Source organism: Rhizobium sp. Rhizsp42, assembly GCF_047304155.1.
Taxonomy (GTDB): domain Bacteria; phylum Pseudomonadota; class Alphaproteobacteria; order Rhizobiales; family Rhizobiaceae; genus Rhizobium.
This window is the reverse complement of record NZ_JBGLYS010000054.1, coordinates 1-26203: the sequence shown is the minus strand read 5'-3', so window position 1 is coordinate 26203 and position 26203 is coordinate 1. Positions and strand designations below refer to the sequence as shown.

Annotated in this window: 17 protein-coding genes and 1 pseudogene; 7 read left to right on the top strand and 11 right to left on the bottom strand. The window is 57.2% G+C overall.

What is annotated here, in order from left to right; translation table 11 throughout:
* The first annotated feature begins 150 nt into the window (after nucleotides 1-150).
* Nucleotides 151-1165 (top strand): annotated as a pseudogene (locus ACCD05_RS29685) (IS30 family transposase).
* 342 nt (nucleotides 1166-1507) lie between these two features.
* On the opposite strand, the gene ACCD05_RS29680 reads toward ACCD05_RS29685, so the two are convergent.
* The 3 genes from ACCD05_RS29680 to ACCD05_RS29670 form a co-directional block, all read right to left on the bottom strand.
* A complete protein-coding gene (locus tag ACCD05_RS29680; protein ID WP_413397138.1) occupies nucleotides 1508-2878 on the bottom strand; it encodes a UDP-glucose dehydrogenase family protein in 1371 nt (456 codons plus the stop codon).
* A 96-nt stretch (nucleotides 2879-2974) separates the two neighbouring features.
* The gene (locus ACCD05_RS29675; protein WP_413397136.1) at nucleotides 2975-3898 is read right to left on the bottom strand and encodes a 1,3-beta-glucanase; all 924 of its coding nucleotides are present in this window, start codon (nucleotides 3896-3898) and stop codon (nucleotides 2975-2977) included.
* Between the two features lie 27 nt (nucleotides 3899-3925).
* Complete coding sequence (locus ACCD05_RS29670; RefSeq protein WP_413397134.1) at nucleotides 3926-5074, bottom strand: glycosyltransferase; 1149 nt, start codon at nucleotides 5072-5074, stop codon at nucleotides 3926-3928.
* Nucleotides 5075-5405: 331 nt separating this feature from the next.
* Between ACCD05_RS29670 and ACCD05_RS29665 the strand changes: the two genes are divergently transcribed.
* Nucleotides 5406-6431, top strand: a complete 1026-nt coding sequence (locus ACCD05_RS29665; RefSeq protein ID WP_413397132.1) for a glycosyltransferase family 2 protein — start codon at nucleotides 5406-5408, stop codon at nucleotides 6429-6431.
* Nucleotides 6432-6444: 13 nt separating this feature from the next.
* Here the strand turns inward: ACCD05_RS29665 and ACCD05_RS29660 are convergent, their stop codons facing one another.
* Both ACCD05_RS29660 and ACCD05_RS29655 read right to left on the bottom strand, forming a co-directional pair.
* Nucleotides 6445-7527, bottom strand: coding sequence for a glycosyltransferase family 4 protein (locus tag ACCD05_RS29660; RefSeq protein ID WP_413397130.1), 1083 nt, complete (start codon nucleotides 7525-7527; stop codon nucleotides 6445-6447).
* A 63-nt stretch (nucleotides 7528-7590) separates the two neighbouring features.
* Nucleotides 7591-8916 carry an NAD(P)-binding protein gene (locus ACCD05_RS29655; protein ID WP_413397128.1) on the bottom strand — a complete coding sequence of 442 codons (1326 nt, stop codon included), beginning with the start codon at nucleotides 8914-8916 and terminating at the stop codon, nucleotides 7591-7593.
* Nucleotides 8917-9186: 270 nt separating this feature from the next.
* Here ACCD05_RS29655 and ACCD05_RS29650 point away from each other — a divergent pair, with 270 nt between their 5' ends.
* Both ACCD05_RS29650 and ACCD05_RS29645 read left to right on the top strand, forming a co-directional pair.
* Nucleotides 9187-11169, top strand: a complete 1983-nt coding sequence (locus ACCD05_RS29650; RefSeq protein WP_413397126.1) for a hydrolase — start codon at nucleotides 9187-9189, stop codon at nucleotides 11167-11169.
* 148 nt (nucleotides 11170-11317) lie between these two features.
* Nucleotides 11318-12757 carry an oligosaccharide flippase family protein gene (locus ACCD05_RS29645; protein WP_413397124.1) on the top strand — a complete coding sequence of 480 codons (1440 nt, stop codon included), beginning with the start codon at nucleotides 11318-11320 and terminating at the stop codon, nucleotides 12755-12757.
* 637 nt (nucleotides 12758-13394) lie between these two features.
* Here ACCD05_RS29645 and ACCD05_RS29640 read toward each other — a convergent pair.
* From ACCD05_RS29640 to ACCD05_RS29630, 3 genes are all read right to left on the bottom strand, one after another.
* Nucleotides 13395-15050, bottom strand: a complete 1656-nt coding sequence (locus ACCD05_RS29640) for a Wzz/FepE/Etk N-terminal domain-containing protein (RefSeq protein WP_413397122.1) — start codon at nucleotides 15048-15050, stop codon at nucleotides 13395-13397.
* 10 nt (nucleotides 15051-15060) lie between these two features.
* On the bottom strand, nucleotides 15061-17073 hold the full coding sequence (locus ACCD05_RS29635) for a glycosyltransferase (protein WP_413397120.1): 2013 nt from the start codon (nucleotides 17071-17073) through the stop codon (nucleotides 15061-15063).
* 121 nt (nucleotides 17074-17194) lie between these two features.
* Nucleotides 17195-17920, bottom strand: a complete 726-nt coding sequence (locus tag ACCD05_RS29630; protein ID WP_413397118.1) for a sugar transferase — start codon at nucleotides 17918-17920, stop codon at nucleotides 17195-17197.
* A gap of 319 nt (nucleotides 17921-18239) precedes the next feature.
* On the opposite strand from ACCD05_RS29630, the gene ACCD05_RS29625 reads away from it, so the two are divergent.
* The 3 genes from ACCD05_RS29625 to ACCD05_RS29615 all read left to right on the top strand — a co-directional run bounded on the left by ACCD05_RS29625 (nucleotide 18240) and on the right by ACCD05_RS29615 (nucleotide 21090).
* Nucleotides 18240-19310 (top strand): glycosyltransferase, encoded by a 1071-nt coding sequence (locus tag ACCD05_RS29625; RefSeq protein ID WP_413397139.1) that lies wholly within the window; start codon nucleotides 18240-18242, stop codon nucleotides 19308-19310.
* Between the two features lie 34 nt (nucleotides 19311-19344).
* On the top strand, nucleotides 19345-20688 hold the full coding sequence (locus ACCD05_RS29620) for a polysaccharide biosynthesis/export family protein (protein ID WP_413397116.1): 1344 nt from the start codon (nucleotides 19345-19347) through the stop codon (nucleotides 20686-20688).
* Nucleotides 20689-20796: 108 nt separating this feature from the next.
* The gene (locus ACCD05_RS29615) at nucleotides 20797-21090 is read left to right on the top strand and encodes a hypothetical protein (RefSeq protein WP_413397114.1); all 294 of its coding nucleotides are present in this window, start codon (nucleotides 20797-20799) and stop codon (nucleotides 21088-21090) included.
* Nucleotides 21091-21105: 15 nt separating this feature from the next.
* Here ACCD05_RS29615 and ACCD05_RS29610 read toward each other — a convergent pair whose 3' ends face one another.
* From ACCD05_RS29610 to ACCD05_RS29600, 3 genes are all read right to left on the bottom strand, one after another.
* Nucleotides 21106-22125: an NAD-dependent epimerase/dehydratase family protein gene (locus ACCD05_RS29610; protein ID WP_413397112.1), complete on the bottom strand. Its 1020-nt coding sequence runs from the start codon at nucleotides 22123-22125 to the stop codon at nucleotides 21106-21108.
* Nucleotides 22115-23743 carry a GMC oxidoreductase gene (locus ACCD05_RS29605; protein WP_413397110.1) on the bottom strand — a complete coding sequence of 543 codons (1629 nt, stop codon included), beginning with the start codon at nucleotides 23741-23743 and terminating at the stop codon, nucleotides 22115-22117. Before ACCD05_RS29605 ends, ACCD05_RS29610 begins: the two co-directional genes overlap by 11 nt.
* Before the next feature lie 121 nt (nucleotides 23744-23864).
* A complete protein-coding gene (locus ACCD05_RS29600; protein WP_413397108.1) occupies nucleotides 23865-25292 on the bottom strand; it encodes a hypothetical protein in 1428 nt (475 codons plus the stop codon).
* Nucleotides 25293-26203 lie beyond the last annotated feature (911 nt).

The following is a 26203-nucleotide window of genomic DNA, read 5'->3' as shown; positions in this document are numbered from 1 at the left end:
GGTCGGTGTGCCGTGTAGCGACCAGTCGGACATTTCTACTTTGCATATCGGCGGACATTTCAACATGGCTGCCACACGGGATGTAGCCGGGGCAGATTCCATTTTCAAATGCAACGAGGACAATAATGGCCATGGTTTCAGGAGGATGGAATGGCCCGCTCTTTTGTGCAGTTGAGTTTGGATGAACGCCGCATCATCGCGCTGATGCATGAGAAGAAGTTCAGTCAAGCGGAGATCGCGCGCGCCCTTCGCCGCGATCGCTCAACGATCTGCCGGGAACTGCGACGCAATTTCTGGCGTGATCGTGACGTTCCGATTGCCGAAGGATACTGGCACGTCACTGCACATGGGATGGCGGTCGACCGGCGCCGCAAATACCGTAAGCTGCTGCGCGATCCTGGTCTGTGTGCCGCCGTGATAGATCGCTTGAAGGATGGCTGGTCTCCGGAACAGATTTCCGGGCGGCTGCGGCTTGCCGGTGGTGCCGCCACCCGGCTGAGCCATGAGACAATTTATCAGTACGTCTATTCGCAGGAAGGCCAGGATCAGCAATTGGCGCGTCACCTGCCTGAACGACGCCGCAGACGGCGGCCGAGATATGCACGCAAACCAAGAAACCTCGTATTTCCAATGGAATGCGCCATTCGCAACAGACCTGACATCATCAATTCCCGAAGTGAATTCGGTCACTGGGGAAGCGGATCTGATGATCTTCAGAAAGGAGCATGGCGCCGCAAACATCGCCACCGTCGTGGAGCGCAAGAGCCGTTACACTCTGCTGTTTCGCAACAATGACCGGCGCTCGAAGCCGATCATGAACCAGTTGATCCGGCATCTCGCACCCCTGCCCGTCCAAGCCAGGCAAAGCCTGACATTCGATCGAGGACTGGAGTTCGTGTCATGGCGCGAGCTCGAGCACGGCATGGGAACGACCGCCTGGTTCTGCGACCCCCAGGCTCCCTGGCAGAAGGGCACGGTCGAGAACACAAACAAGCGTGTTCGACGATACCTGCCGCCAGAAACGGTCGTGCTGGATGTCAGCAATCAGGAGATCCGTTCCCTGTGTAACAGGCTGAATGACACGCCGCGCAAGTGCCTAGGATTTCAAACGCCAAGGGAGATGTTCAGTAGACATCTATTGGCTCTGGAAAGGCAATGCGTGTAGGTTTCGAAGTAGCGTTGCATTCAATCTGGAACCAGCACGTACGTTAAATCAACAGCGAAGCCTGAGCCATTTGCCGCTTTCTGACCTAAGCTCGCTCGCGGAGACCATAGACGTTGTTTCGTCGCCTACGCCGCGTGCAGCTTTAAAATTGTCGCCGAGTGAGCTGGAAGGACGTTTCGCTTGAAAGCCGTCACATAGTAGACGAAAAGCTAGTGTAATCGCGGACGACGAAGTCAGTGCTCTTTGTTTTTGAAGCTCCGAGCCATTGAAGATTGCTACGCCAGTTGCGGCGATAACCATTTGTCCACGCTCATAGCACTCACCAACCCAACCACGATCCAATCACCATTTCGGAGATTGGCGTCGATTAGAAGAAACTTCCTGGAGACAGGTTCTCTCATCCCTGGCGGACTTTCTCCCAACCGGTTGATAGCTGAAGCCGTGTCTGGTGACTTCGGCGATCGGATAGATGTTGCGCAGATCGACCAGCACCGGCGTCTTGACCAGGGTCTTCAGCCGCTTGAAGTCGAGCGCGCGGAACTCTTCCCATTCGGTGACCAGCACCAGCGCATCGGCGCCTTCGGCGATCTCATAAGGGTCGCTGCCGTAGACGACCGGCCCGAGCAAGTCTTTCGCCGCATCCATACCCTCGGGATCATAGACGTGGACGGTGGCACCACCGTCGAGCAGTGCCTGGATGATGGTGATCGAGGGTGCATCGCGCATGTCGTCGGTGTTCGGCTTGAAGGTCAGGCCGAGGATGGCGATCTTCTTGCCGCGCACATTGCCGTCGCAGGCGGCGACCACCTTGCGGCCCATAGCGCGCTTGCGGTTGTCGTTGATGGCGACGGTGGTTTCGATCAGCCGCATCGGGCTGTCGTGATCCTGCGCGGTCTTGACCAGCGCCAGCGTATCCTTGGGGAAGCACGAGCCGCCGTAGCCTGGGCCGGCATGCAGGAACTTGTCGCCGATGCGCTTGTCCATGCCGATGCCCTTGGCGACCTTCTGCACGTCGGCGCCGATCTGCTCGCAGAGGTCGGCGATCTCGTTGATGAAGGTGATCTTCATGGCCAGAAACGCGTTGGCCGCGTACTTGATCAGCTCTGAGGTGCGGCGCTCGCAGAAATAGAGCGGGGCTTCGTTGAGATAAAGCGGGCGGTAGACTTCGCGCATGACCTCGATGGCGCGCGGCTCCTCGGTGCCGAGCACGATGCGGTCCGGGCGCTTGAAGTCGGTGATGGCAGCACCTTCGCGCAGGAATTCAGGGTTGGACACGACCTCGATGTCCTTGTCGGGAAACTCTTCGCAGAAGATGCGCTCGAGCTCGTCGCCGGTGCCGACGGGGACCGTCGACTTTGTGACGACGACGGTGAAGCCTTGCACCGATGCGGCGATTTCACGCGCGGCGGCATAGACGTAACTGAGGTCCGCATGACCATCGCCACGGCGCGAGGGCGTGCCGACCGCGATGAAGACGACGTCTGCGGAGGCTACGGGTGCGGCGAGATCTTTGGAGAAATCCAGGCGTCCGGCGGCGCGGTTCTGGGCAATGATCGCGTCGAGGCCGGGCTCGAAGATCGGCACCTGGCCTGCTTCGAGCGCATCGATCTTGGCCGTGGACTTGTCGACACAGGTGATATGATGGCCGAAATCCGCGAGGCAGGCCCCCGAGACGAGGCCGACATAGCCCGAGCCGATCATCACAATACGCATTCGACCTCACAATCCCGGTTTCCACGCTCCCCGATGGAGCGTCTCAATTTGCCAATGAGTTAACAGTCAATGGTCTGGGCAAGCGCCCTTCCACGTTCAGGTGTAGAGCCTGAAATAATCCACACGCATACTCGTAATCTTGTGCTCGTCCAGCAGGGGCTTCGGAAACGCCACATCATTTCGCAAGGCAAGCGTCAAAAGCGGCCAGAACACGTCACTCTCCGCGTCCAGGCGCGCGGACCGGGTAATCCGCCAGTCCGCGGCTTGCTTCGTTCTCGTGTCTATAACGGGCTGCCGATTGAAGTAGGGAACGCACCGAGTGTCGTCGACGAGCATGCCGTAGAGGCAGTACCCCGCCGTCATGTCGACGGGCGTCTCGACACCAGTGCTTTCATTATTTTTGTCTGACCCGCCCCATTCATGAAGATAGGTGCCGTAGACAGTCGGCTCCCATCCCTTGTGCTCGACGATATCGAGCTCAATGCTGGTCTTCGGCTCGAGGATGCTGCGACCGTTCAGCATCCAGAATGCCGGCCATGTCAGCGGATGCCGCGGAAAGCGCATCCGTGCCTCGAAATATCCCTTTCGCCACCCTTTCAGAACAACACCATCCTTGCGCGCAGCTTGGAGGTTTCCGGAAATCCACTGGAACTCGGGCAGAGAGTTCCCGTAGTACTTGCGTACATTCATAGGGCGGCCGATGTATTTGGCGGCTATCTGCAGCGCCTTGCCGTCTTCAGCCTCCGGGTCATCGACAATCGTATAGGGATTGAACCCTTCCTCACCATGTCGGGTCGCGAAAGCCGAGCGGCCGTAAAATCCGGTCCCGTCTGTCGTCGCCTTCGGACCGGCATCCCAGACCGACCAGTCGATCGTGTTGAAACGGTCCTCGTAGACGATGTTTCTGGAAGCCGTCGGATCGTCGCTCGCCGCCGCCGCTGATGACAAGCCCCCACCCTGCATTGCCAGCAAGGCTGACGCGCCTTGTAGAAACCGACGTCGAGCGAGTATATGCGTCATGCGTGGCCTCCTTGTCGATGCCTGATCCTAGGCAAACACCCTGGCAGCCGAGCGTAATGCTTGCGCGTGAATCTCAACCACGTGTTCCGGGCTGAACCTGTCGATAAACACTTTGCGGAAATCAGAATGTGCTCTCTCGAGCGCAATGTTGTCGCAGTAATAAATCATTGCATCGACCAGGGTCCTGCCACCCTCTGCCGCAACCAGCCGACCGAGGCGGTCATCCACCAGGATATCGCTCGGTCCAAAATCGCAATCCGTCGCCACGACCGGCAAGCCAAAACGCAATGCCTCGCAGATCGCCAGCGACCATCCCTCCCACCGCGATGTCGAGACATACACATCGCTTATTTCTAAAGCAGGCTGAGGGCTGGTCGGATGATGCTCGATGCGAACGAAATCTTCCAAGTTGAGCCTGGAGATTTCGGCGCGCAGATTCGCTTCCTCGCGGCCGTACCCGACGATTTTCAGCCTGACGTTCGGGCGGACCTTAACGAGCTGCGAGAACGCGTCGAGGAGAATGTCTTGGCCTTTTTGAAAGGCAAAACGTCCAACGTTGACGAATGTCACCATGCCTGACGCCCGTTCGGACGCTGGCGCGTCGTCAAGATTGAAAGCACGCACCGGGTTGGGCACCCAAATCTGCGGGATCTTGCTGTCGAACATCTTCTCGAAGGTTTCCAGTTGTCTCGGAGAGGTGCCAAAAACATACGACACCCGGGACAGGAAGTAGTTGCGCATCAGAAAGAACAGGAGCTTTGCCCTGAAATGAACCGCCTCACGCTTCGGATTGCCGTGTAGATGCACCGCAAACCGTCGGTTCAATCCCAGGCAAGCGACCATACACATGACGGTCGGCTCGATTTGCGGGACAACAACGAGGCTATAGTGCTTAGCCCCGATAACGCTCCTGAAGGTTCGCATCAACGCGATCCGGCTGGCCGCAATCCGTTCGATGGAGCGATAGCTGCGCGCTTCGGTCGGACGGTTCTTGTGAACGGACGTGTAAAGGACATCGACCTCGAAGTCTTCCGGATATCGGTCAGCCAGCATGGCACACACGTCATCGACAACTCGCTCAATGCCAGCAAATGCCTTCGTTCCAGGCTGGATATAGAGAATTTTAAGACGGTGCTTCGGCTTGTCGCGCACACTCTGCCCAACCTGAATGTTCATTCGTCCTCCGGGCCAATACTTGGCTAAACACAAGCCGCCAGCACAGGCAGACGGACTTCACAAAGGGTCTTCGCTCGACGATTTTCGCAGTTGCCGCGTCAATGTCCGTCAGGCATGACTTACCGTTCGCCGTCACCTTGGTGGGGGCGCTTATTGTCGTGCAAAAGCGACGATGGCCTTTCTAGTCGCCTCGATATTTCTCGTTTATGACAGTTTATAGACACTATTTCTCAATAGAGCCGCAGTGTTATAGGCATTATTTCCGTAGACGTCTTGCACTGCACTTGCTATGCTGCTTTGCAACATAATCTGTGCGGAGAAGGTTTGCAAGATGTTAAAGGCTCAGCCCCTGCTAAGCGTCATCATTACTTGCTATAACTACGAAACGTACATCGATGAATGCATTCAGAGCGTCCTTTCGCAAGACTATGACAATCTGGAGGTCATTGTTGTCGACGATGGCTCGACCGACGGCTCGTGGAGCAAGATCCAGGCATATGGTGACCGGATCACTGCCATTAGGGGCGTAAACAGCGGTCCCCTAAAGGCGTGCAGAAGCGCCTTGTCTCGGGCGCATGGCAGCTTCCTCTATTTCCTTGATGCCGACGATGCTCTTGGCGAGGGCGCACTCAAAGAAATAGAACCCTATCTGCGGCCTGACGTCTCAAAAATCCAGTTCATGCTCCTACCGGTTGACAAGGATGGCAAGCCGATGGGCAATCCATTCCCGTCACTGCACAAATCGTCCAATTCCAATGAGCTCATCCAGTCCATTCGACAAAAGGGTTACTACAACACGCCGCCGACCTCCGGGAACGTCTATCGGCGCGATGTCTATGACGGGTTGGGCGAGATGACATACGAGCGGGCGATTGACGGGGTACCCTACCTTTTGGCGCCCTTCGTCGGAACGGTTGTCTCCATCGACCATCCACTTGGCCGATACAGGATACACAACGCCAACCTTTCGTCGTTTTCCGATATCAGTTCCAAGCGCATGAAAGGTTACGTTGACCGGTTCATGGGTCGCCTTCACCATCTGGCCGAACTGGTGGAGGCCCGGTGCGCGTCGGCCGCCAACGTCGACGTGCGTGACGATTACGCCTATGTCACGGAATTGAACACGATGAGCCTCATCGTCGACGGCAAAAGGCCAAGCGTACGGCAGATTTCAGCACATATCGGCGCGGTCGTGCGCGAAAATACCGGCATTAAACGGGTCGCACTATGCCTGTTCGCTATTGGACTGTTCGTGCTTCCAAACGCAGTCGCCAAGCGCCTGGCAGCGCTGAGGGTCGATCCATCCCGCGGGCGCCGGATGCGTTCGCGCCTCAAGTATGTCCTCTCGCTCGCGTAACGACAGCGCGCCGTTAGCGCGCCATCGCTGTGGCCACCGCCGCAGGCGACTTTGCCGAGGCATAGACGTCGAGCGTTTCCCTGGCAACGCGTTCAATCGTCAGATGTTCTATCCTGAACTGGCTTTTCTGCCGCCATTCGGACAATCGACTAGGCGCTTCCAGCAATTGCCCGAGCATGTCGGCAAGGGCTACCGGATCACGTGGTGGGACGAGAAGGCCGGCCTTGCCATGCTCCAACAGTTGCGGAATTCCATCGACTGACGAGCCGACGACCGCGCAGCCGGCCTCGCGCGCCTCCGACAGGACGAGAGGAGCCGGATCGGCGTGCGACGGCAACACGAAGATGTCGGCGCCCAGCATGTACGGAAAAGGGTCGGTGGTCGAGCCAACGAACGTGATGTCACTGGCGCTCTGCAGGGCCGCGGCTTTGGCTTTGTATTCCTCGCGCAGCGGCCCCTCGCCGACAATGTAAAGATGGGCTGTCGAATACGATCTGTGGACGATCTCAAAAGCATCGAGAAGATCGGGCAGACCCTTGCGCGGGTGGAGGCCACCAACGAACAGAATGCTTGGGGACCGCAGTGGCCTCGGCTCCTCGCTACGGCCCGTCGCCCGGCTCGATCCGATCGTGCCATTGAGCACGACATTCAGCTTGGAGGGACGCACGCCTCGTCGTTGCATCGAGGCGCCAACGACGTCGCTAACAGCAATGACGCGGGTGCCAAGTCCCATCAGCGTTGCGCTTTTCTCGAACTCATTGTGAACAGTGGTAATTAGCGGAACACCCCGCAACTTGCAGATCGGGAACGCGATCACCGCGCTTGTCATCATATGCGCATGGACAACATCGACGTCATATTTGCCAATCGCGCGATGCAAGGCAAAAAGGGCTCTAACGAGATGCGGGATCTTTCGTTGATGTGGGATAAAGATGGTCTTGATACCGTTTGTCTCTAGCAGGTTGTCAAAGTCTCCGCCTTCGCTCGCCATAAAGACCTCATGCCCGAGCTTCACCTGCGCACAGGCTAGGTCGACCGCGGCGTGGACATGCCCGTTCAGGCGTCGCGTGTGATTGAGAACATGCAAAATCCGCATCGTCGACCTCTTGTGACCCTCTACTAAGAAACCATGACCCGATCTACGTTGTTCGCAGCAAGTTCACGCCGATGAGACGGCGTTTTCGACGTCCAACGTCGAAACCCTGGCCGTCGGCTGATAGTTGAAGCCGCCTTGGCGGCCGATCGATTCCACCCCGAGGCTTTTCAATCTCGCAATCGCCCGGGCTGCGTCCTGCGCGGCACCTTTGGCATAAATGGGATAGGCGTTTGTAAGGATATGGCTTCCTTCGAGCTTGAGATCGCCGAGGAACAGTCGATTGGCGTTGGCGTGCCGGCGAAAATCTGCTTCGGCGTCTTCGCACGAATCGACTTGGCCGGCGATGACCTCGACTGCAAAATACTCACGCCCATCGACGCGACCGTAAAAGTCTGAGTAGACCGTCAAACGCTTCCATGCACCCTCGTGTGAGAAATTGTAGATGATCGCCTGGGAAAAGCCCTTCTCGCCGGAAAAGCTGAAGTAGAGCGTAATCAGTGTGATCGTCTTCAATCCCGAGGTTTGAACGTTGCCGCATATGCGTTCGGTAACGCTGATCGGAACCGTCGACACGACTCGCTCGGCAACAAGCGTTTCTCCCTTGTGCACCAGTTCATAGCCCGTGGACGCCCGGCTAAGGTGGAGGGCCTCAGCCGATAGTGTGAACACCACACCACGACCTTCGAGCTTGCATCGAGCGAGGCTGTAAAGCGCTTCGAAGCCTTCTCGTGGCCGCGCCATTTGACGATTCTTTGGACCGCTTGCCTTTTTGCGTTTCAAAAATCGACGGCTCAGATTGATGATCGAGGCATATTCGGAGATCCAAAGCATGCGTTTTCGTGCGAGATCAAGGTCGATCTCGTCGGCCGCAATACCATAGAATCGCTGCATGTAAGTCCCCAGCCCGGATCGGTGCAGCAAGTAAGCGCCGATCCAGTAGCGTGCGAAATCACGCGCGTTTTCCATGCGGCGGCGAAACAGGCGCGCATAAAGGACAGAAGCGAAAATACGCACTACGCCGAGAGGCCCGGCTGCTAGAATGTCATCACGTATGGAAATTGGATAAAGCGTGATTTTCCCTTGCGGATTTAATCGCCCCCAGCTCGGCTTGATGTGCACGTAGCGTTCAAGGAGCTCGGGAAAGTGCCTCAGCAACGGAGAATCGTCTTGAAATATCAGGCTGCCGACATCGAAGGTATAGCCCGCGCGCGACGACCAATCCATGTGGTTTCCGCCCACATGGGCGTACTCATCGACAACGGAAACCCGCTTGCCCTCACCTGAAAAGATCGCCGCCGCAACCAGACCGGAAATGCCGGCGCCCAGCACGATGACATCGAAATGCTGCACTGCGGACATGCGTGAGGATTGATGGCTCACATCACCCATTGTTCACCTCCGAACTGCGATCACCCACGAGTGTGACACAGTATAATGCAACTGAAAAAGTGTCGTTATATCAATCGATACGACGACGAAAAGAATAGATGGGTAAATGGAATTTGCAACTATTCTGCGCTGCAAAATAAATTAATTTTTTCACTTGATGGAATTCAAATATTGCTGCAGAATTTTGCAGTTGCGAATTCACTGAGCCAGTCCTTGTTGCAGCGCATCCACAGCAACAGCACTGTCCAATGGCAGGAACGGGGCTGATCGATGGCAAAGGGTTATTCGGTGCCACGTCAAAGCCTCGTCCATCTGCTGCAAGCGCCTCTTGATGGTATCGACTTGATATCGACAGACGTTTTCGACACCCTGCTCTTGAGGCAACCTCGATCACAAAGATCGCGTTTGATGCAAGCCGAGAAGCTCTTTTCAGGAGTGCTGCGAGATGAGGGATTTCACATCAGCCCAGATCACCTGTTTCGCACGCGCCAGCTCGCCGAGTGCTTTGGCTATCGCGCGCTCAACGTTGGAGGTGGGGCGGGAGAAGTTCGGCTCGTCGATATTCTTGAACGCCAGTTCGCGATCCTCGGCCTGCCCGAGCGTTTGATAGAAAAACGCATCGCAATCGAGGTGGCGATCGAAAAACGCTCACTCTCGGCAAACCAGATGCTTGCCAGGGTGCTGCGCCTCCATCGCCGGACCGGTATTCGCATTGTTGCAGTCTCTGACACGGCGCTGCCAAAGCGCCAGCTGTCGGAACTGATCGACCATTTCCACGGCCCCGGTCTGATAGACGATATCTACTCGAGCGCCGAGGTCGGGGAAAGCAAGCGTTTCGGTCATCTTTTTTCGCATGTCCTTCTGACGGAAGGTATTGCGGCGTCACGTCTGTTGCATCTCGGAGACGATCTTCTTGCCGACTGCACGGTCCCAAGAACCATGGGTATCCACGCGCTGCATCTTCCTAAGGGACGCCTTAGGCGCCTCGCCACGCAAGCCGACGGCGCCAGGTCGCAAGCAGCCCTTGGCGTTCGTAATACCGTCATCAAGCCTGCCCGGTTGCCAGATCTCGCAGATCGGGAAGGCTTCGGCCGAGACGTCTTCGGTCCTGTTGTCGCGCAGTTTTGCCTCTACATCTGGCTCTACGCCCGACAGGCGGAGATGAAAGGTGATGCGGCTCTTCTGTTTTGTGCGCGCGGCGGTATCGGCATCCGCGCAGCCTTCGAAAAGTTGGTCGCCAAACTTGATCTCCCGCTTGCAATGCGACGTGAGAATCTTCTCATTTCACGCCTGATTGCCGCGCGGTCAGCGCTCATCCAGCAAAGCCCCACAGTTCTTGATGAACTGGCACGTGAATTCAAGAAGAACACGTTCGCCGAGGTAGCCGACGCCCTTGGTGGCGCAACCTACAGACTGTCCGATGCCTGGCATCGACCCTTTGATCCAGCCCAGTTCTACGGGTTGCTGGAGACCACCGAAGGCGGCCGAGTGCTTGCTGATATCGCGCAGCAGAACGCGCTCTTTGAGCGCCATCTGGCGCAGATCGCCGGCGATTCCGAACGCATCATTCTCTGTGACACTGGTCTCTATGGAAGCACCCAGCGTCTCGTCGCGGCCGGGCTCCCCCAGCGCAAATTTGAAACGATCCAGTTCGCGCGGTGCAACTACAAAGGCCTCAGCGAAGACCACTTCCCGCGCGTTACGGGTTTGGTCGTTGAAGAAGACCTCTATAACCCGCTCAGGATCGAGACGGTGATTTTGCGTTACTGGCAGATCATCGAGAGTCTGTTCGAACCAGCAATCCCTTCGGTTCGCCATCTGAGCGAGTCGGACGACGGATCGGTTCATAGCAACGCCGGTCCGATCGCCTATGGGCAGCTTGATCCAGCGCAGGCCAACCCCTTGCTTACGGGTGTCTTTCAATACATCGATCGTGTCGAAAGCGGTGCAAGGGTCATGTCGGATGCAGACCGCGCTTGGCGGAGACTTAAGAGGGCAATCACCAAGCCTGACGCGTTCGACATGATAGCACTGGGCGTGGGCGCGCGATCCGTCGATTTCGGACGTGCCGACAATGTCCACGTCCTAGAGCAATCGAACGCACCCAATCTGGCCAACAAGCTGACGGAGATCAAGTCACAGCTGTGGCGGGAAGGTGCGATCGTTCGAGACTTTCCGTTGCTTAAGAGCGCGCTGCTCCCAGCCCTGGAGATGGCCCACATTATCAGGCAGGTGTTTGCATGGCTCAAATAGCCGCGCCAACACACAGTCCACAGCAAGCCAGATTTCAGCACAGCGATTAAGTTACCCGGCGTCGGAGCCTTTCAAGATTGCATGGCCCCGCACAATCACAGCTTTACAGCCTGGCGCAGTGAACGAGCGCTTGAACTTGGAGTAAGAGATGCTTGCGGTAAAGACGATCAAGGGAGCCGGATGGCTGGTCTTTTCCCGCTTTCTCGGACGCATCATCGACTTTTTCACCCTGCTGGTCCTCGCCCGTGTGCTGACGCCGGGCGACTTTGGCCTGGCGGCGATCGCAACATCGCTCGTCGTGGTCGTTGATACGGTGCTTGAGGTTCCTGTAACGCAGGCCCTCGTTCGGCTCCCGACAATCAACAAATCCCACCTTGATACCGGTTTTACCGTAGGCGTGATGAGAGGTGTCGTTATCGGAACGATAGTCCTGGCGATCGCGTGGCCGTATTCCTGGATCAATCACGACAGCCATCTCGTGCTGCTTGTCGCTGTGCTAAGCCTCGGCCCGATATCCAGGGGGCTGGCCAGCCCAGCAATGGTGAACTTCGCGCGGGAGCTGGGATTTCGTCAGACGTTCATTCTGGAATCGTCGGGCAAGTTGACCGCCGCGCTAGTTGCTGTCTTCGTTGTCCTTGCCGGTGGAGCGTACTGGGCAATCGTCGCCAATTTCGTTGTCGCCTCGCTTGCATCAACAATCGTGTCCTACGTCCTCGCCCCCTACCGTCCCGCCTTCTCGCTCGCACGTCTTCCCGACTTCGCCGGCTTTATCGGCTGGTTTTCCTCGGCACAGCTGATTTCTGCATTGAACTGGCAGTTCGATCGATTTCTTGTGGGAGCGCTGGCAGATCGTCCGACCCTCGGTCGCTATGCGGTTGCAAGCGATGTCGCGGTGATCCCAACGCAAAGTCTGATTGGCCCGGCTCTTCAGCCCGTCATGGCTGCTTTTTCGCAAATCAATACCGATCGCGTCCGCGTAAGGCAGGCCTTTTTGAAGGCCACGCGCATCGCGATGATGGTATCGGCCCCCGCCTGCGTCGGCATATCGCTGACAGCAGATCTCGCGACCGATATCCTGCTTGGCGCGAAATGGGAGCATGCAGCACCCCTCCTCAGCCTGCTGGCGTTGGCCGTTGCGCCAATCCCCTATGTTCAGACACTCTCGTCAGTGAGCATCGCGCTGGATCGGCCGCAAATCATCTTTCGGCTGAACGCTATAGACCTCACCTTTCGCGTGCTGCTGATCTCGATAGGCTTCTACCTGGCTTCCGTCACTGGCGTCAGCGTGGCCAGGATCGCCTTGTCCTCGCTCATGTTTGCCTTCTACCTTGGTGAAGCGCGCCGGCTGCTCGACGTTTCCTTTGCAGCCCAACTGCTCAATATTTGGAAGGTCGTGGTTGCAGTGGCTCTCATGGCTGTGGCCGTGTGGTTTTTGCGAGAAGAGCTTGCCGGGAGAAATTTTCCTCAGGTCGTGGAGCTTGGGATCGCTATCGCCGCCGGCGCAGCCACCTATGCCATAGCGCTCCTGCTTCTTGGGGTTAGGGTGGCGGCAGGTCGTGGCCGGTTGGCGCTCTACGACAGATATTAACGTACTTCCGAGCAGTCCTCCGCCGTCAACGGAGACGAAAAAGCACTCCCGAACCCCAAATTGCGCAAGGCAGTAACCCGGCCTAAGGCGCTTATCAAAGCGGGACCAGCTTAGAGTGGGTCATCGGACTGATTGGCTAGGCTTCTATGCTGGCAGGTTCTCCAGGTGAGGCGACGTAAGCGCGAAAATCATGCATAGGCGAATGATGGTCGGATCAACGTCGACATCAACTTCCCGACCGCATACTTCAAAGGCAAAGGTCATTCTCCCCGGCGCAACAAAAACGCAAGCAGTAGTTCACATAAGGCGTTGACCTGACGCATTGCTTCGAGCTCGCGTCGATCTGTATGCCCTCCATCAAGGAGACGCGTGGAGACAACGACCTGGCCGAGTTTGGATTGGCGCCATTTGACGAAGCACCTTCACCGTCATTTTTGATGGTCGCTCGGTGACACCATCCTCCCCCAGGCTCGAGCGGAGGTCGGCATCGGTGCCGTCATGGCGCCGATCTATACCGCAATGCAGCAGCGCTCGCATGCCACAATGATCCGATATGGATTTGGGTGCTCTGTCGCTCGCTGTCGCGTGACCTGAGACAGTCTCAGTCGTCCGGCCGCAGGAAACCACCAGCCTTAGGCTATCCACGCGTACGGTTAATCACCGTTCCAATAACATTTGCTCCTGCACGGCGCAGCAACTGAACCGATTCCGATATCTCCTCGATCGTCGTGTGCCCGGCGCGGGCAACGACAAGAACAGCATCGGCATAGCTTGCCAAGGCAAGTGCATCCATCGAGTGGCGCAGCGGCGGCAAGTCTAGCAGAACATCACCTCGAGACCGCGCCACTTCAAATATGCGCCGCACACGAGGATTTCGAAAGTCGGTGAACAGATTGGCGTTGGCGTCTCGCGAGTGGATTGGCAACACCGCAACGCCACTGACTTCCTCAAACGACAATTGCTCCGGCATAAGCCCAGCAAAGGCTGCCCCGGCCAAGGAAAGAGCCGGGCCATGGTCCTCAACTGGGTGGAGATCGGCGCCGTCCGAAGCCTTGAAAAGCGTAACCTGGCGACCGCCGCGACTGATCAACTGCGCGACACTGGCACACAACGTTGACACCCCGGCACCCGGGGTCCAACCAACAATGGCGATTACGATGCTTTTTTCGTTCCGCAGGCTCGTACACGCGATTTCAATGGATGTACGTAGATCTCGAATTGCGGCGACGTACTTCTGTTGCTGAGGGCTTGTAATATGCCAGGGAACGCCTTCCGCCCCGGGCACGTCAGGGATAGATCCCAGGCAGCGAAGATCGACTTCGTGCGCCAGTTCTCTAGCGCTGCGCACGCGCCGATCAAGTGCCATCCGCAGGACCACCACGCCGAAACCGAACAAAAGTCCGACAACGGCGCCAAGCGCCATGATAAGTGATTTGCGGGGCGCCGACGGTCCAAGCGGCGGCAAGGCTGCACCGATAATGCGGGCGTCGGCGTCAGGAGTTGCGATCGCCGGCAGGGTACCGAGGTGCATCGCTTCGCGCGCTGCATCGGACTGCCGAGCAAGCGAATCCAGCCGCCCTTGTAGGGCCTCGGTGCCCGCGCGAGCAATCTGTTCCTTGAATGCCACGGTCTGGTAGATGTACCCCGAAATCGTCGCATTGGCGACGCGCGCCGGTAGCTTCGGGTCGGAAGAGGAATAGTCGATCTGGATGACGAAGGACTGACCGACGCGACGCGCGTTCAGCCGTGAAAAGAACTTCAGAAAGGCCGCACGGTTCGCATCATTGTCAAGTTCGTCGGTGGCGCTGGTTGCACCTGACGAGGTACCGTTGGTGTCGGCCACGGTATCAGCCGGCGTAGGACCGAATACGTCGAGCAACCGCGCGATGAAGCCTGGCTGCTTGCCAGCAAGCTCCGGATCGCTTTTCATGTTCAGGCTCTCAAAAACCGCCGACAGAAGACGCTCGGACTTGATGGTCTGAAGCTCGCTGTCGGCGCGATTGAGATCAAGCGTCTGCTGAGCGCCGAATTCTCCCGACGAAATCACCGATTGGCGGGGCTCAAGCAGCAGTGTCGCGGTCGCCTGGTATGTGGGCGGTAACGAGTAGGCGTAGAGCGCGGAAACGACCAGGCCGACCGCGCAGCAAATCGCAAGCGTGGCCTTGTGGCGGGCGGCAAGTTCGATAAGAGCACGCAGAAGCGCGATTGGCCCATCGCCAGCCACGTTGGCTTGCGTCTCATTTTCCCGCCAGAACCTTGAGGTAACGTCAATTGGGCGGGGTCTGTTGAACATTTTTCTACTCCTAGCGTTCATATGGCTTGGCGGCTGGTCGAGGTGTCGCGATCGCTGCGGCGCGTTCCGGCTCAAGGCGCCCTCGTAGGGCGTCAAATGCAGCCAACAGATTGCCGCGGACCCGGCCGCGTCGGTCAATGAATGGCTCGGGCCAGATGGCTCCGGTAAAATTGCTCGCTGTATTGCGGAAGATTTGGCCGGCGACTTTGGGCAGGCTCATCGTACCTTTGGTCAGCATATAAAGCGGGTTGATCACCTGCGAATAGCCAAGCCGGTCGCCACTCACACGCCCGCCTTTTACACCCATATGAACACCGAAGGATCGCCCCGATTTGACGAGCCGGCCACCGCGCTTGGCAAGCGCAGCGGCGAAGTCGCGATCCTCCAGCCAGCCGTAGAGAACCAAGCGCTCATCGAACCTGAGATCTCCGATGGCCTTGAACCGGAAGGCCATGTTGCAACCATACGGACTGAACCGCTCCTGCCACGTTGCGTCCGATCGCCCCGCCTCGACCAGTTCCACCGCCTGCTGAAACGAAATTCCAGGTCCCTTAATCCCGTCCGCGATGACGTTGCCTGTGTAGCCGACAATATGGTGTTCGTCGCGAAAAGTCTGGATTGCAGCCGCAAGCCACTCTCCATCGGCGACAAAATCGTCATCGAAGAAGGCAACGACTTCGGTATGTGGCGCCACATGCCGCAAAGCCGTGTTGCGCTGCGCGGCTAGCCCTGGAGGCCCAGTGATGATCGTCACGTCCGGATGATCGCTGAGGTCTCCGGCATCGGCCACGTCTACACCGGAGACAATGATCTTATCGGGGGCCACCGTTTGCGTTGCGAGTAATCGACGAACGCTAGCCGCGACGACGTCGGGACGCCCGCGCGTTGCGAAGATGACGCTAACACGTGGCAGGCTTGGATTAACGGGCTTGTGCGCGCGGATTTCGGTCTTCGGGTTCTCCAGTAGGTCGAGATACCCGCGCGCGGAGGTCTCCCATGAAAATTGACGTCGCTGTTCTTGACCGGCACCCACGAGATCGCAACGTAGCTGCTCTGAGGAGACAAGGGCTTTGATCTGCTCGATCCACTCGCGAGGCTCGAACGGGGAAGCCCCGAGCGCCGCTTTCCCATAGACTTCGGGCATGCTTGCACTGTGTGACGAAATGACAGGACAGGATCTGGCCATCGCCTCCACGATCGGGAGCCCAAAGCCCTCCGCAAGGGAAGGAAACGCCAGACAAAACGCACGGTCCAGCAAGTAAGCTAAATCGTCATCGGAGACGCGTCCGAGGAAGTACACATTGCTGCGATGCCGCAAGGTTTGTTGAGCGAATATGCCGTCGCCGCCGCCCGCGATGACGATATCAAGGCCCATCTCGTCGAGGGCTTCTGCAATGTCGATCAGAAGTGAAAGGTTCTTATGGATCGCGCGCGATCCGAGCGCCAGAATGAACGGTCGCATTGCCGATCTCGTCGCCAGAAATGCCGGCGCTGCCCGCGCCAGCGAAGGATCCCAACGCAGTGCATGCTCATGTCCGTTCGGTAGAACCGCGATCTCGGCCTCGCGAACCGGTAGATATCGGGCCAGCTGTCGCGCGGCAGCGTGCGATACCGTGGCGACGCGAAGTGAACGCCGAACTAGGAGAGGTTGAAGCGTGTGATACAACGCGCGAAACGACCGGCTGTAGCTTTGCGGTGCTGCGAAAATGTTGGCATCATGGATGCAGACAAGCTGATCGCCCTTAAGAGCCGGGGCCGTGTTGCAAAGGTTCAAAAGCTTGCGGCCGCTGCTGAACAATGGCAACTCGACTTGCTCCCAAGCATGACCGGTTAATCGCCCGCGTGCCTCCGATCGCAGCCGTTGCAAAGAGAGTTCGCTGGACGGCTGCGGTGCAATCAGGACGGCGTGCTCGGCTCCGGCCTGCATGTCCATCGCAGTGACGATGTTTCGGGCGTAACGCTGGACACCCGTGAGATCCTGGGTGAGGAAGCGACCATTGATCGCGACGTCTGTTACGCTCATGCAGCAATCTCCCGGCGACCATCGGCCCGCGTCCTGACGGCGCAGCTTGACGCACGTGCCGCGAGGCACGTGAAATAACACTCACGAAGGTGGAAAGGCGCGGTGCCGCGCCCGTGTAATGTCAGTAGCTGCCGCGCGAGCGAAGGACCGCCGGAACGGTTTTCAGCATGATTGTCAGATCGCCCAGAACCGTCTGTTCCGCGACGTAGCGCACGTCGAGCTGTACGCGTTCGCTGTAACTGGTGTCACTGCGCCCGCTGACCTGCCACAAACCCGTTACACCGGGACGAACCTGGATGTAATCAGCATAATGGATGCCATAGAGTTCAGCTTCGCCGGCAACAATCGGCCTTGGTCCGACCAGGCTCATCTGACCGCGGATGACGTTCAGAAGCTGAGGAATTTCGTCAATGCTGCTTTTGCGCATAAGCGCGCCTAGCGGTGTGACGCGCGGGTCGTCTCGCAGCTTGCGCGTCGCGTTCCATTCCGCCCTGAACGACGGGTTTGCCGCCAGGTGCCGATGGAGAACCTCGTCTGCATTCTTCACCATTGTCCTGAATTTCAGGCAGGGAAACATGATGCCGTGCCGGCCGATGCGCCTATGCGCAATAAAAATGGGCCGCCCCTGTAAGACGAGAAGTACCACGACCAACATCGCAATCATCGGCGCTAAGACGACGAGGCCCACGACTGCGATTGTCGCATCGATGCAATATTTGATGCCATCGAGAATGGCGGAGTGTTTTCCGTTTTCAAAAAGATCGGACCGTCGGGATGTCGCCCTGCGAGCGGGCTGCGGCGCCTTGTTGAACCGGTCAAAGTTCCGACTGAGATCAATTTCACTCATCTGCGTACTCCCTTGCAATAATTCGGAATGTGGGCACCTGCAGACAATGCCTCGTGGCATGCAGAAGAAAGTTAACAAGTATTAAACGGTTTGACAATAAAATTATTGCGCTGCACTATATAACAGTGCAATGCGGGAAATAACGTCACTGACTGTTCATAAAACTGATTTGCGTGCCTAATATAAATGCCGAACGTCTGATTCTTGATCAATATTTCGGCAAGAACTACACCCGCAATGCAAGCCACGATGTTTTCGATCGATGTATCTCGGGGAGCTTGGCGTGCGCGTAGCAATTATTCACTACTGGTTGGTTGGAATGCGCGGTGGCGAGAAAGTTATCGAAGCCTTGTGCGATATCTTTCCCACAGCTGACATATTCACGCACGTGTGCGATATGTCCGCGATTTCCGACAAGATTAAGCGGCACAAGATCCAGACGACCTTCATCGGCGGTCTCCCTTATGCGAAGCGGATGTACAAGCGTTATCTTCCGCTGATGCCTATGGCGCTCGAGCAAATCGATCTTTCTCCCTACGATCTCGTCATCAGCAGCGAGTCGGGACCGGCCAAGGGCATTATACCGACCTCGCCTGCGCTTCACCTGTGCTACTGCCACTCCCCGATGCGTTACATCTGGAACATGTACAACAGGTACTACGAGAGCTCCGGGTTGATGACGCGAATGATGATGCCTCCCCTGGCGCACTATCTGAGAACATGGGACGTCGCGACGGCGAACCGCGTGGACGGCTTCGTCGCCAACTCGACAACCGTCGCTCAAAGGATCAAGAGCTATTACCGGCGTGAAGCTGATGTCATTCATCCTCCCGTCGACACAGCGGCCTTCAGGCCGGTGGCGAGCCGTGAGGTCGAGGATTACTATCTGATGGTTGGCGAACTTGTTAGCTACAAGCGGCCGGACCTTGCCGTCGAGGCGTTCAATCGGATGAAGGCAAAGCTGGTCGTCATTGGCGGCGGCGAGATGCTCGATCACCTCAAGAAGATTGCCGGGCCGACGGTCACCGTTCTTGGCGCGCAGCCTTTTGATTCTCTCAGACATCACTATGCGCACTGCAAGGGGTTGATTTTCCCGGGCGAGGAGGACTTCGGCATCGTACCGGTAGAGGCGATGGCAAGCGGCCGGCCCGTGATCGCCTTTGGCAGAGGGGGCGCAACTGAAACTGTCGTAAACAACAAGACGGGCGTTTTTTTCGAGACCCAAACGACCGATGCCCTCATAGACGCGGTCGAACGGATGGAGCGGCTGGATTTCAATCCCGCAGATGCCGTGTCGCGCGCAGCCGATTTTCGAAGGGACGTCTTTGTGGATCGCTTTCGAGGCTATGTCGCACAAGCCACAGGCGTGAAGCTGGCTGTGTCGGCCTGAGCACGACCGGAACGTTGTCAAATAGGAGTATACGATGCCGCTTTCTGCCCTCCCCCGAGACCTCGTACGAGGATGCGGCTTTCTTGATCTTCGTTTGATGAGACGCGCCATCAATGCTGGTGTTTGCATCATCGCGCTGACCGCCACAGTTGCCGGCGCAACAATAGCCCATGCCGCAGAGGAATACGTTCCCGGACCGCAGGACACGCTGAAAATCCGCGTCTACGAGTGGCGGCCCAGTACAATGACGGCATTCGAGTGGGCTCCCCTATCCGGCGACTTCGTTGTCTCTTCCGCCGGCAACCTCTCGCTACCGATCATCGGAAATGTATCGGTAGCCGGCAGGACGCTTGAGCAGATCTCCGAGACCATCGGACAGCGTCTGCAGACGGAAGTCGGTCTGCAAAAGCGACCAAGCGCTTCTGTGGAAATCTCGTCTTATCGTCCGCTCTTTGTCACGGGGCTAGTGGCCAATCCTGGAAAATACAACTTCAGTCCAGGCCTTACCGTCGTTCAGGCACTAAGCATGGCCGGCGGAATAGGGTCGACGGATGCCAACATAATTGGTCTGCAGCGGGACGCATTGTCCAGCCAAGGCCAGGTGCGGGCACTGGAAGCAGAGCGGCTCGGGCTCCTTGCGCGACAGGCACGTGTCGATGCGGTATTGAGCGGAGCGTCGTCGGTGTCATTTCCAAAGGAGTTGACCTCAAAAGGCAACGAACCTCGATTTGCCAAGATGATGGACGAAGAGCGGTCGTTGTTTGCGACGCGTGAGCAATCGATGACGACGGAGATCGACGCTCTCGGCCGCGCCAAGGTTCTCGCCAACAACCAGATCGCGGCACTGAAGGAAAAATCCGTAGCTCTGGCCAAGCAGATCGATCTGGCAAGCAAGGATCTGTCCTCTGTCAACAAGCTGATATCCCAAGGTTTGACAATTTCCGCCCGCCAACTAGGCGCGAACCAGACGGTGGCCGAACTAGAGAGCCGAAATCTCGACGTGTCGCTGGCGATCTTGAAAACAGAGCAGGATCTCGCCAAAGGTGACCAGGATATCGCCGATGTACGAAACCGCTATCGTGTCAGCGCGCTGAGCGAAGCGGCGGAGTTGCGTGACCGATTTGCCTCCAACGCTGAAAAGCTTCGGACGGAACGAGACCAATTGAGAAATCTTGAAGTTCGTGCACCGTTGGCAATAGCCTCTCTTGCTGACGAGCAGAACCCCTTTGCATACCGGATGACGGTCAATCGGGTCGTAAACGGCAGCATGGAAACACTCGTCGTCGACGACAACGACCCGGTCACTCCCGGCGACATGATCAAGGTAGAGCGGCGCGAAAAGACTGCCGCCGCGCCGGCTGATATCAGCAGCAATTAAGCTGTTCCCGGTGTCACACGACGGGTCATAATTTGCACTTGCCTCGACATCTCATATGCGGAATTATATCTGACTGGGGATCCACGGATTGGGAGTCAGGAGCGACCTATGGGCTGGGCACTTGTTATCTCGCTGCTGATCGGCGCGATCTGTGCGTTGCGCGTTCCTGTGCTTGTGTTCGCACTGTTGGTCATAGCCGTTTTGGTGATCTACGCCGTCGTCAGCTACACTAGTGGAAGCACACTGTGGCACGCGGTCCTGTGGGGAGGCGCCTTCGCGGTTATGCTAGAGGCTGGATACGTTTTGACCCACGTCCTTCTTCACGCCTTCTATACCCGTCGGGTCGATAACGATGAGAAACGCACCCCGCAAGGCGCGAATCCCAAATACCCCGCTGACTAATCAAAAGGCCTGGGACTAGACCGTGTTGTTTTGCGGAACCGCTTTCGTCTGGGCGCCCGCCTTTGCCTGATCGGCCAGTCGGGAAAGGGCGAGTTCTTCCGCCTGGGCCATGCCGAACTTCAATCGGTATCCGGCATCCCGCAGCCGCCGGCTGGAAAACCGCATGCGCCATAGCGGGTTCCTCAACGGGAGCGTTCTGAAGCGAAGGAAGTCGTGCAACCAGTCGACAGCTGAGGGCGCACTCACGACGCGGTAATGCGGGTCCCCACTTGCCCTGAACGCCTTACGCATAAAGTCGATATGGCGTGGTTGTGGCCGATCGTCTTCCGCAAGGTTGAAGATCTCGACGTCGCCTGGCTTTCCCCGGCCAGCCAATGCCTGTTCGACAGCCCAGATGAGTGCGTCGGAGACATCCCACACGTATATGTGATGGGCATGTCGATGTGACGCAAGCATCCGCTTTACCAAGCTCCAGTCGCGTATGCCGATGATCTGGTCCAAATCCACGACGACAGCTGGCCTGAAGATTATGCATCTCATCTGGTCGGCAACGCGTGAAATGGCTCGTTCGCCTGCAAGCTTCGTGCGTCCGTATTCCCGCACGTAGTCGAGCGCCCAATACTCCGAAGCGTTATCCTCATCAATCGACAGCACCGGCGACCATTCGGAGATCTCGATCGAGCGTCCGGAACCATAGACGGAAACTGAACTCGTGTAGCAAAACGCCCCAACCCCCGCGTCTTGTGCGGCCTTGGCGAGCCGCTCGGTCGCATCTTCATTGAGCACCCGCATCCGGCTCTTCCTGCCGATTTCTGCAGCCAGATGGATAACCGCATCGCAACCATCCACGAGTGGAAGTAGATCGTCGTTGCGGGCCAAGTCGGCTTGACGCCATTCGAGCCGCTGAACGCCTTCTGATGGCGGCGACTTTGAAGTAACCGCCCTAACGTGATATCCACGCTGTAGCAGATCGGAAACGACGACCCGGCCGATCCGACCGGTGGCGCCTGTGACGAGCACGATTTTATCCGACACGGGCCATCATCTCCAAAACCAGCGGACGTTGGGCTTTTTCCCTTACATGATCGGCCAGGCGAATAGCCATCGCGACAATCATCTGCGTCGGGTTGCAGTGCCCGGCGGTGGGAAAGACGGAGCTACCGGATACATAAAGTCCCTCGACCCCATGAACCTGGCAATCAACATCGACGACACCGTTCGCCGGATCGCTTGACATGCGTGTCGTGCCGGTTGGATGAGCAACATCGACGAAACTTGTGGGAATGGGTGCCTTATCGCGTACCCAATCGGCAAGCACTGCAGTAGGAAAATTCAGACGGGAGAATTCGCTGGCGACCAGTTCAGCCATCCGGTGCATCGTCCGCGCCTCGGCCGGATGGCTGCGCCAGTCGATTTTGGGAAGCGGCATGCCATGACGATCGCGACGGTCCGACAGCGTTACCCTGCTGTCTGCATCGGGCATCTGCTCGCACATGCATTCGAGAGTGAGTTCTCGCAACTTGCGTGGCAATCCATTGCGCGCGACAAAATAGTCGACCGCGCCGCGCACCATAAGTGGAATATTGCGCGCCACGTCGACGAGGTCGTCAGGCAACTTCGGCTTTCGGGCGGCCAAGCGCCGCATCGCGTCCCATGGATCGTCCGGCGCCAAGGTCTCGCCGAGCCAGGCCGCGCAGTTAAGCAGGCGCTCCTCGCGCTGAACCGCAGGGCTAAGCCTAAGGCCCGCCCGGAAAAATCGACCTTGAACATTGTAACGTCCCAACCTGCGCTGCAGGGCAGCGGAACCTGGCACGGAAATGAACGCTGCCGGGCCGCGCAGATGATCCATGAGATAGCGGCCAACTTGGTCGCGATCGTTGCCAAGTGCCGGACGACCGGGCTCATGTGAGTTAAGCAGAAGACGAGCATTTTCGATGCCGCCGGCACACAGAACCACGGAACCTGCCGCAAGCGTATGCGTGCGTCCGTCACCAGTCGCAAACTCCAGCCCGCCGACCTTACTGCGCGTGTCATCGACCAATAGGCGCAAGGCGGTTGCTCCAATGACAGTTGTGACATTGGAACCAAGCCGCTTGACGATATGGCGACCAAACCGCATGTATTCGAACGGGTAGCTTTCCGCATCATCTCTGCTGAACTGCCAGAAGAATGGCAACAGCAGGTTGGCACGAAATTCTTCCTTCGGTGCTGGTCGTCCCGAAATTCCCCAAAAGCGATCATTGCTGTATCCGGTGCCGACTGCGAGTCCGAGATGAACAGCGCTGCGTTCCAAATAGGGGTCCAGCTCCTTCATGGCGATTGGCCATCCGGAATGATCAACCCACTCTCGATGTTCGAAATCGATAGCGTCAAACGGGCCGCATCGCCCCCCCCACGTGTGCGAGCTCCCGCCAAGAATTCTATTTCTGACGGACCACTGGTCGCTCGCACGCGGCCGGCCGACATTGTCGATGTCGTTTAGTGCATCATTTTCCGCCTGTCGTGTTGTGCCGCCACTCTCGAGAAGGACAATGCTTAGCCCTGACCCCGATAGCTCTCGCGCCAACGTGGCGCCAGCCGGCCCTGATCCGACAATGCACACGTCGCATCGAAGCAATGGTACGATGCTGTTGCCTGGCTGAAGATCGATCATTGGCATTATCAGTCCCCCGCGGGTCGTTGCCGCGACGCCGTGCAAGGCGTCTCGGAAATGCACTGTCCTCGTCCTAACGACGCATTCTGGTTATTCGTATGAGATAACTTGGCTGATACACCTAGCTCGTCCCCCACCGGGTGGAGAGCCTGTTCTGCTCGCTTAGCTGGAGAAACGGTGCGGGCGCATCGGCAGTGGATGTCGGTCGGGATGCGGCCAGACCCGCTAGAATGAAAAATAGAAGACCAAGATCGACGGTCGGCCCAACGATGAACGATCCAGTAAGCAAACAAAGGCATCCATTGCGTGCCGAAAGCTGAACATCGGCGGTGAAGCTTCTAGCCATTGCACCCGAAGGGCCAAGCGCCGTTGCGATGAACAGCAGGTAGAATACTGCTCCCGGGATACCTACGTTCGACAACACTGCTACCAGGAAGCTCGAGGTTCGCGCCGTTCCAAGTCCCACACCAATCCCATATGTATCGAAGAAATTCTGCATTCCGTGCGTGTTCCACGCACCGCGCTCCATACCTGAAGCCGAGGTCGATTTGCTTAAGATAGCCATGTCGATATAGTCGTAGATCGAGTTGAATATATCGGTCTGCAGCACAACAGCGAGGCCGACAGCGACGGCGACCAACGGCGCAAAGATGACCACCGCGCTACTGTTGGCGCTCCCATGCGAAGTCCCACTTCGGATCACAGCCGTCACATAGAAAATGGCAAGGCAGACGGGTGCGGCGACAAGCCCACCGGATGAGGTCGACAATATAATCAGCGCAAAAGACGTCAGGGCAAGTGCCCCTGTCCACCTGGAGGATCGCCCACATAGCCACAGCGTGGACGTAAAGCCGAACGCGCCGAGCGTCGTGCCGGCAAACGCGGAAGCTTCTGGCCAAGAGCCAACGATACGCTTCATTCCGTTGATTTTGTCATTGTCATGAAAGACATACTGCGCATTGCGCATAAACTGCAGCATGTCTTGGGCACCGATTGCCCCGGTGACAACGTCGAGCGCTGCGAACACGATGTTGAGAGCCGTGTAGGCTGTGAGGCCGCCGATTATGGCCCGAAATCCCTGGGTCGTTGAACCGATCGCCGTCACCAGCAGGAAGCAAGCGAGGTCTGCGATCAGATAAACGGTTTGGGTCAGGTTGCTGGAGACTGGAGCGAGTGACACAACGCCGCTGGTCAGCGGCCGGTCGGCCACACCCAAGGGAACGATCATCGTTGCATCCGCAAACAGGCGCGGAAGAAAGTACGCCGAAAGGCCTCCATAAAGAACCAGGCATCCCAACCAAAATCCTGGGCGACCGAAATGCAACCCATCCGCCAGCGGCGTGGTTTTCTGGGTGCCGCGGAAGATCGAAAGAGCTACAAAAAGAAGAAACAGATGTGCGGGCTGAACGCTGGAAGAGCCGACCACGAAAGCGGCTGCGGCTCCAAGCAGCGTCAACGCAACAAAAACCTTCATCGTCGCAGCCTGACCGAGCGACAGGCAATACAGTCCGAGAGTGACCGTAAAAATACCGATCGGCTCGAAACTCATGGCAAAACGCCCTCGTCCCGGCGCTTCGTGGTCAAATCGCGGCAGTGCATTCCGCGGAGAATGAGAGCGACAGAAGAAAGCAACCCAAGGTGGATAACGCTTGTGGGCGAGCGTCCCGTGAACGAATTCTTCATCGACATGGTCATTACTCCCGCCGCTGCGCACCGGATTAAGAATAAATACTACGCTGCGTCGCACAATAGGACGGATTCTCAGATCTGCAAAGAGGATATTGCATTGCGATAGTATCTGGCACTTGAGACAAAATATTTAACCAAAATTCCCTCGGCCCATCAGTCTACTAGGCGATCATGTCGTTGGGAAAGATCACTCACGCATTAAAGTGTTGATTATTATAGATTAAATGTAAGAAGATGAATATGCGACGTCGGCCTAATCTGGGCCTCAGAATGTTGCGGCGCGTCAAATATTCGTCGCGAGACCGGTGAATTTCCGCCTCGGACTAGGTGACACTTCTCCAATTTTGTTGCATTGTTTGATTAACCATGAGAAATATTGCCAATGACTGGAAATAAAATGACGCGCTTTATCCAGTTAATGCGAGCACCAGGTATCTACTTCAGGATATTCGGCGCTACTTTTGGATTCTCTATAATCGCATATCTGCATCACAGATCCGTGACTTTGACGTTATACTACAGCGTTATTTGCATGTTTCTTATGCAGGTTGGCTACATTGGAGGCGTTCTGTTCCTTATCTGGCGGGAGGGGGGTCGTCAGAAGATCCACTAGGGGTTGTTTCGAGTTCGTGTGTCATGCCTGGGATTGGAGGACCCGGACATGGGCGCACACATTACAGGGTCTATGTGTGTGATGAAATTTGGGACAAGCGGGCTTCGAGGGCTTTCCGAGGATCTGAAGGGCCGGGCATCGGCGCTCTATGCGACGGC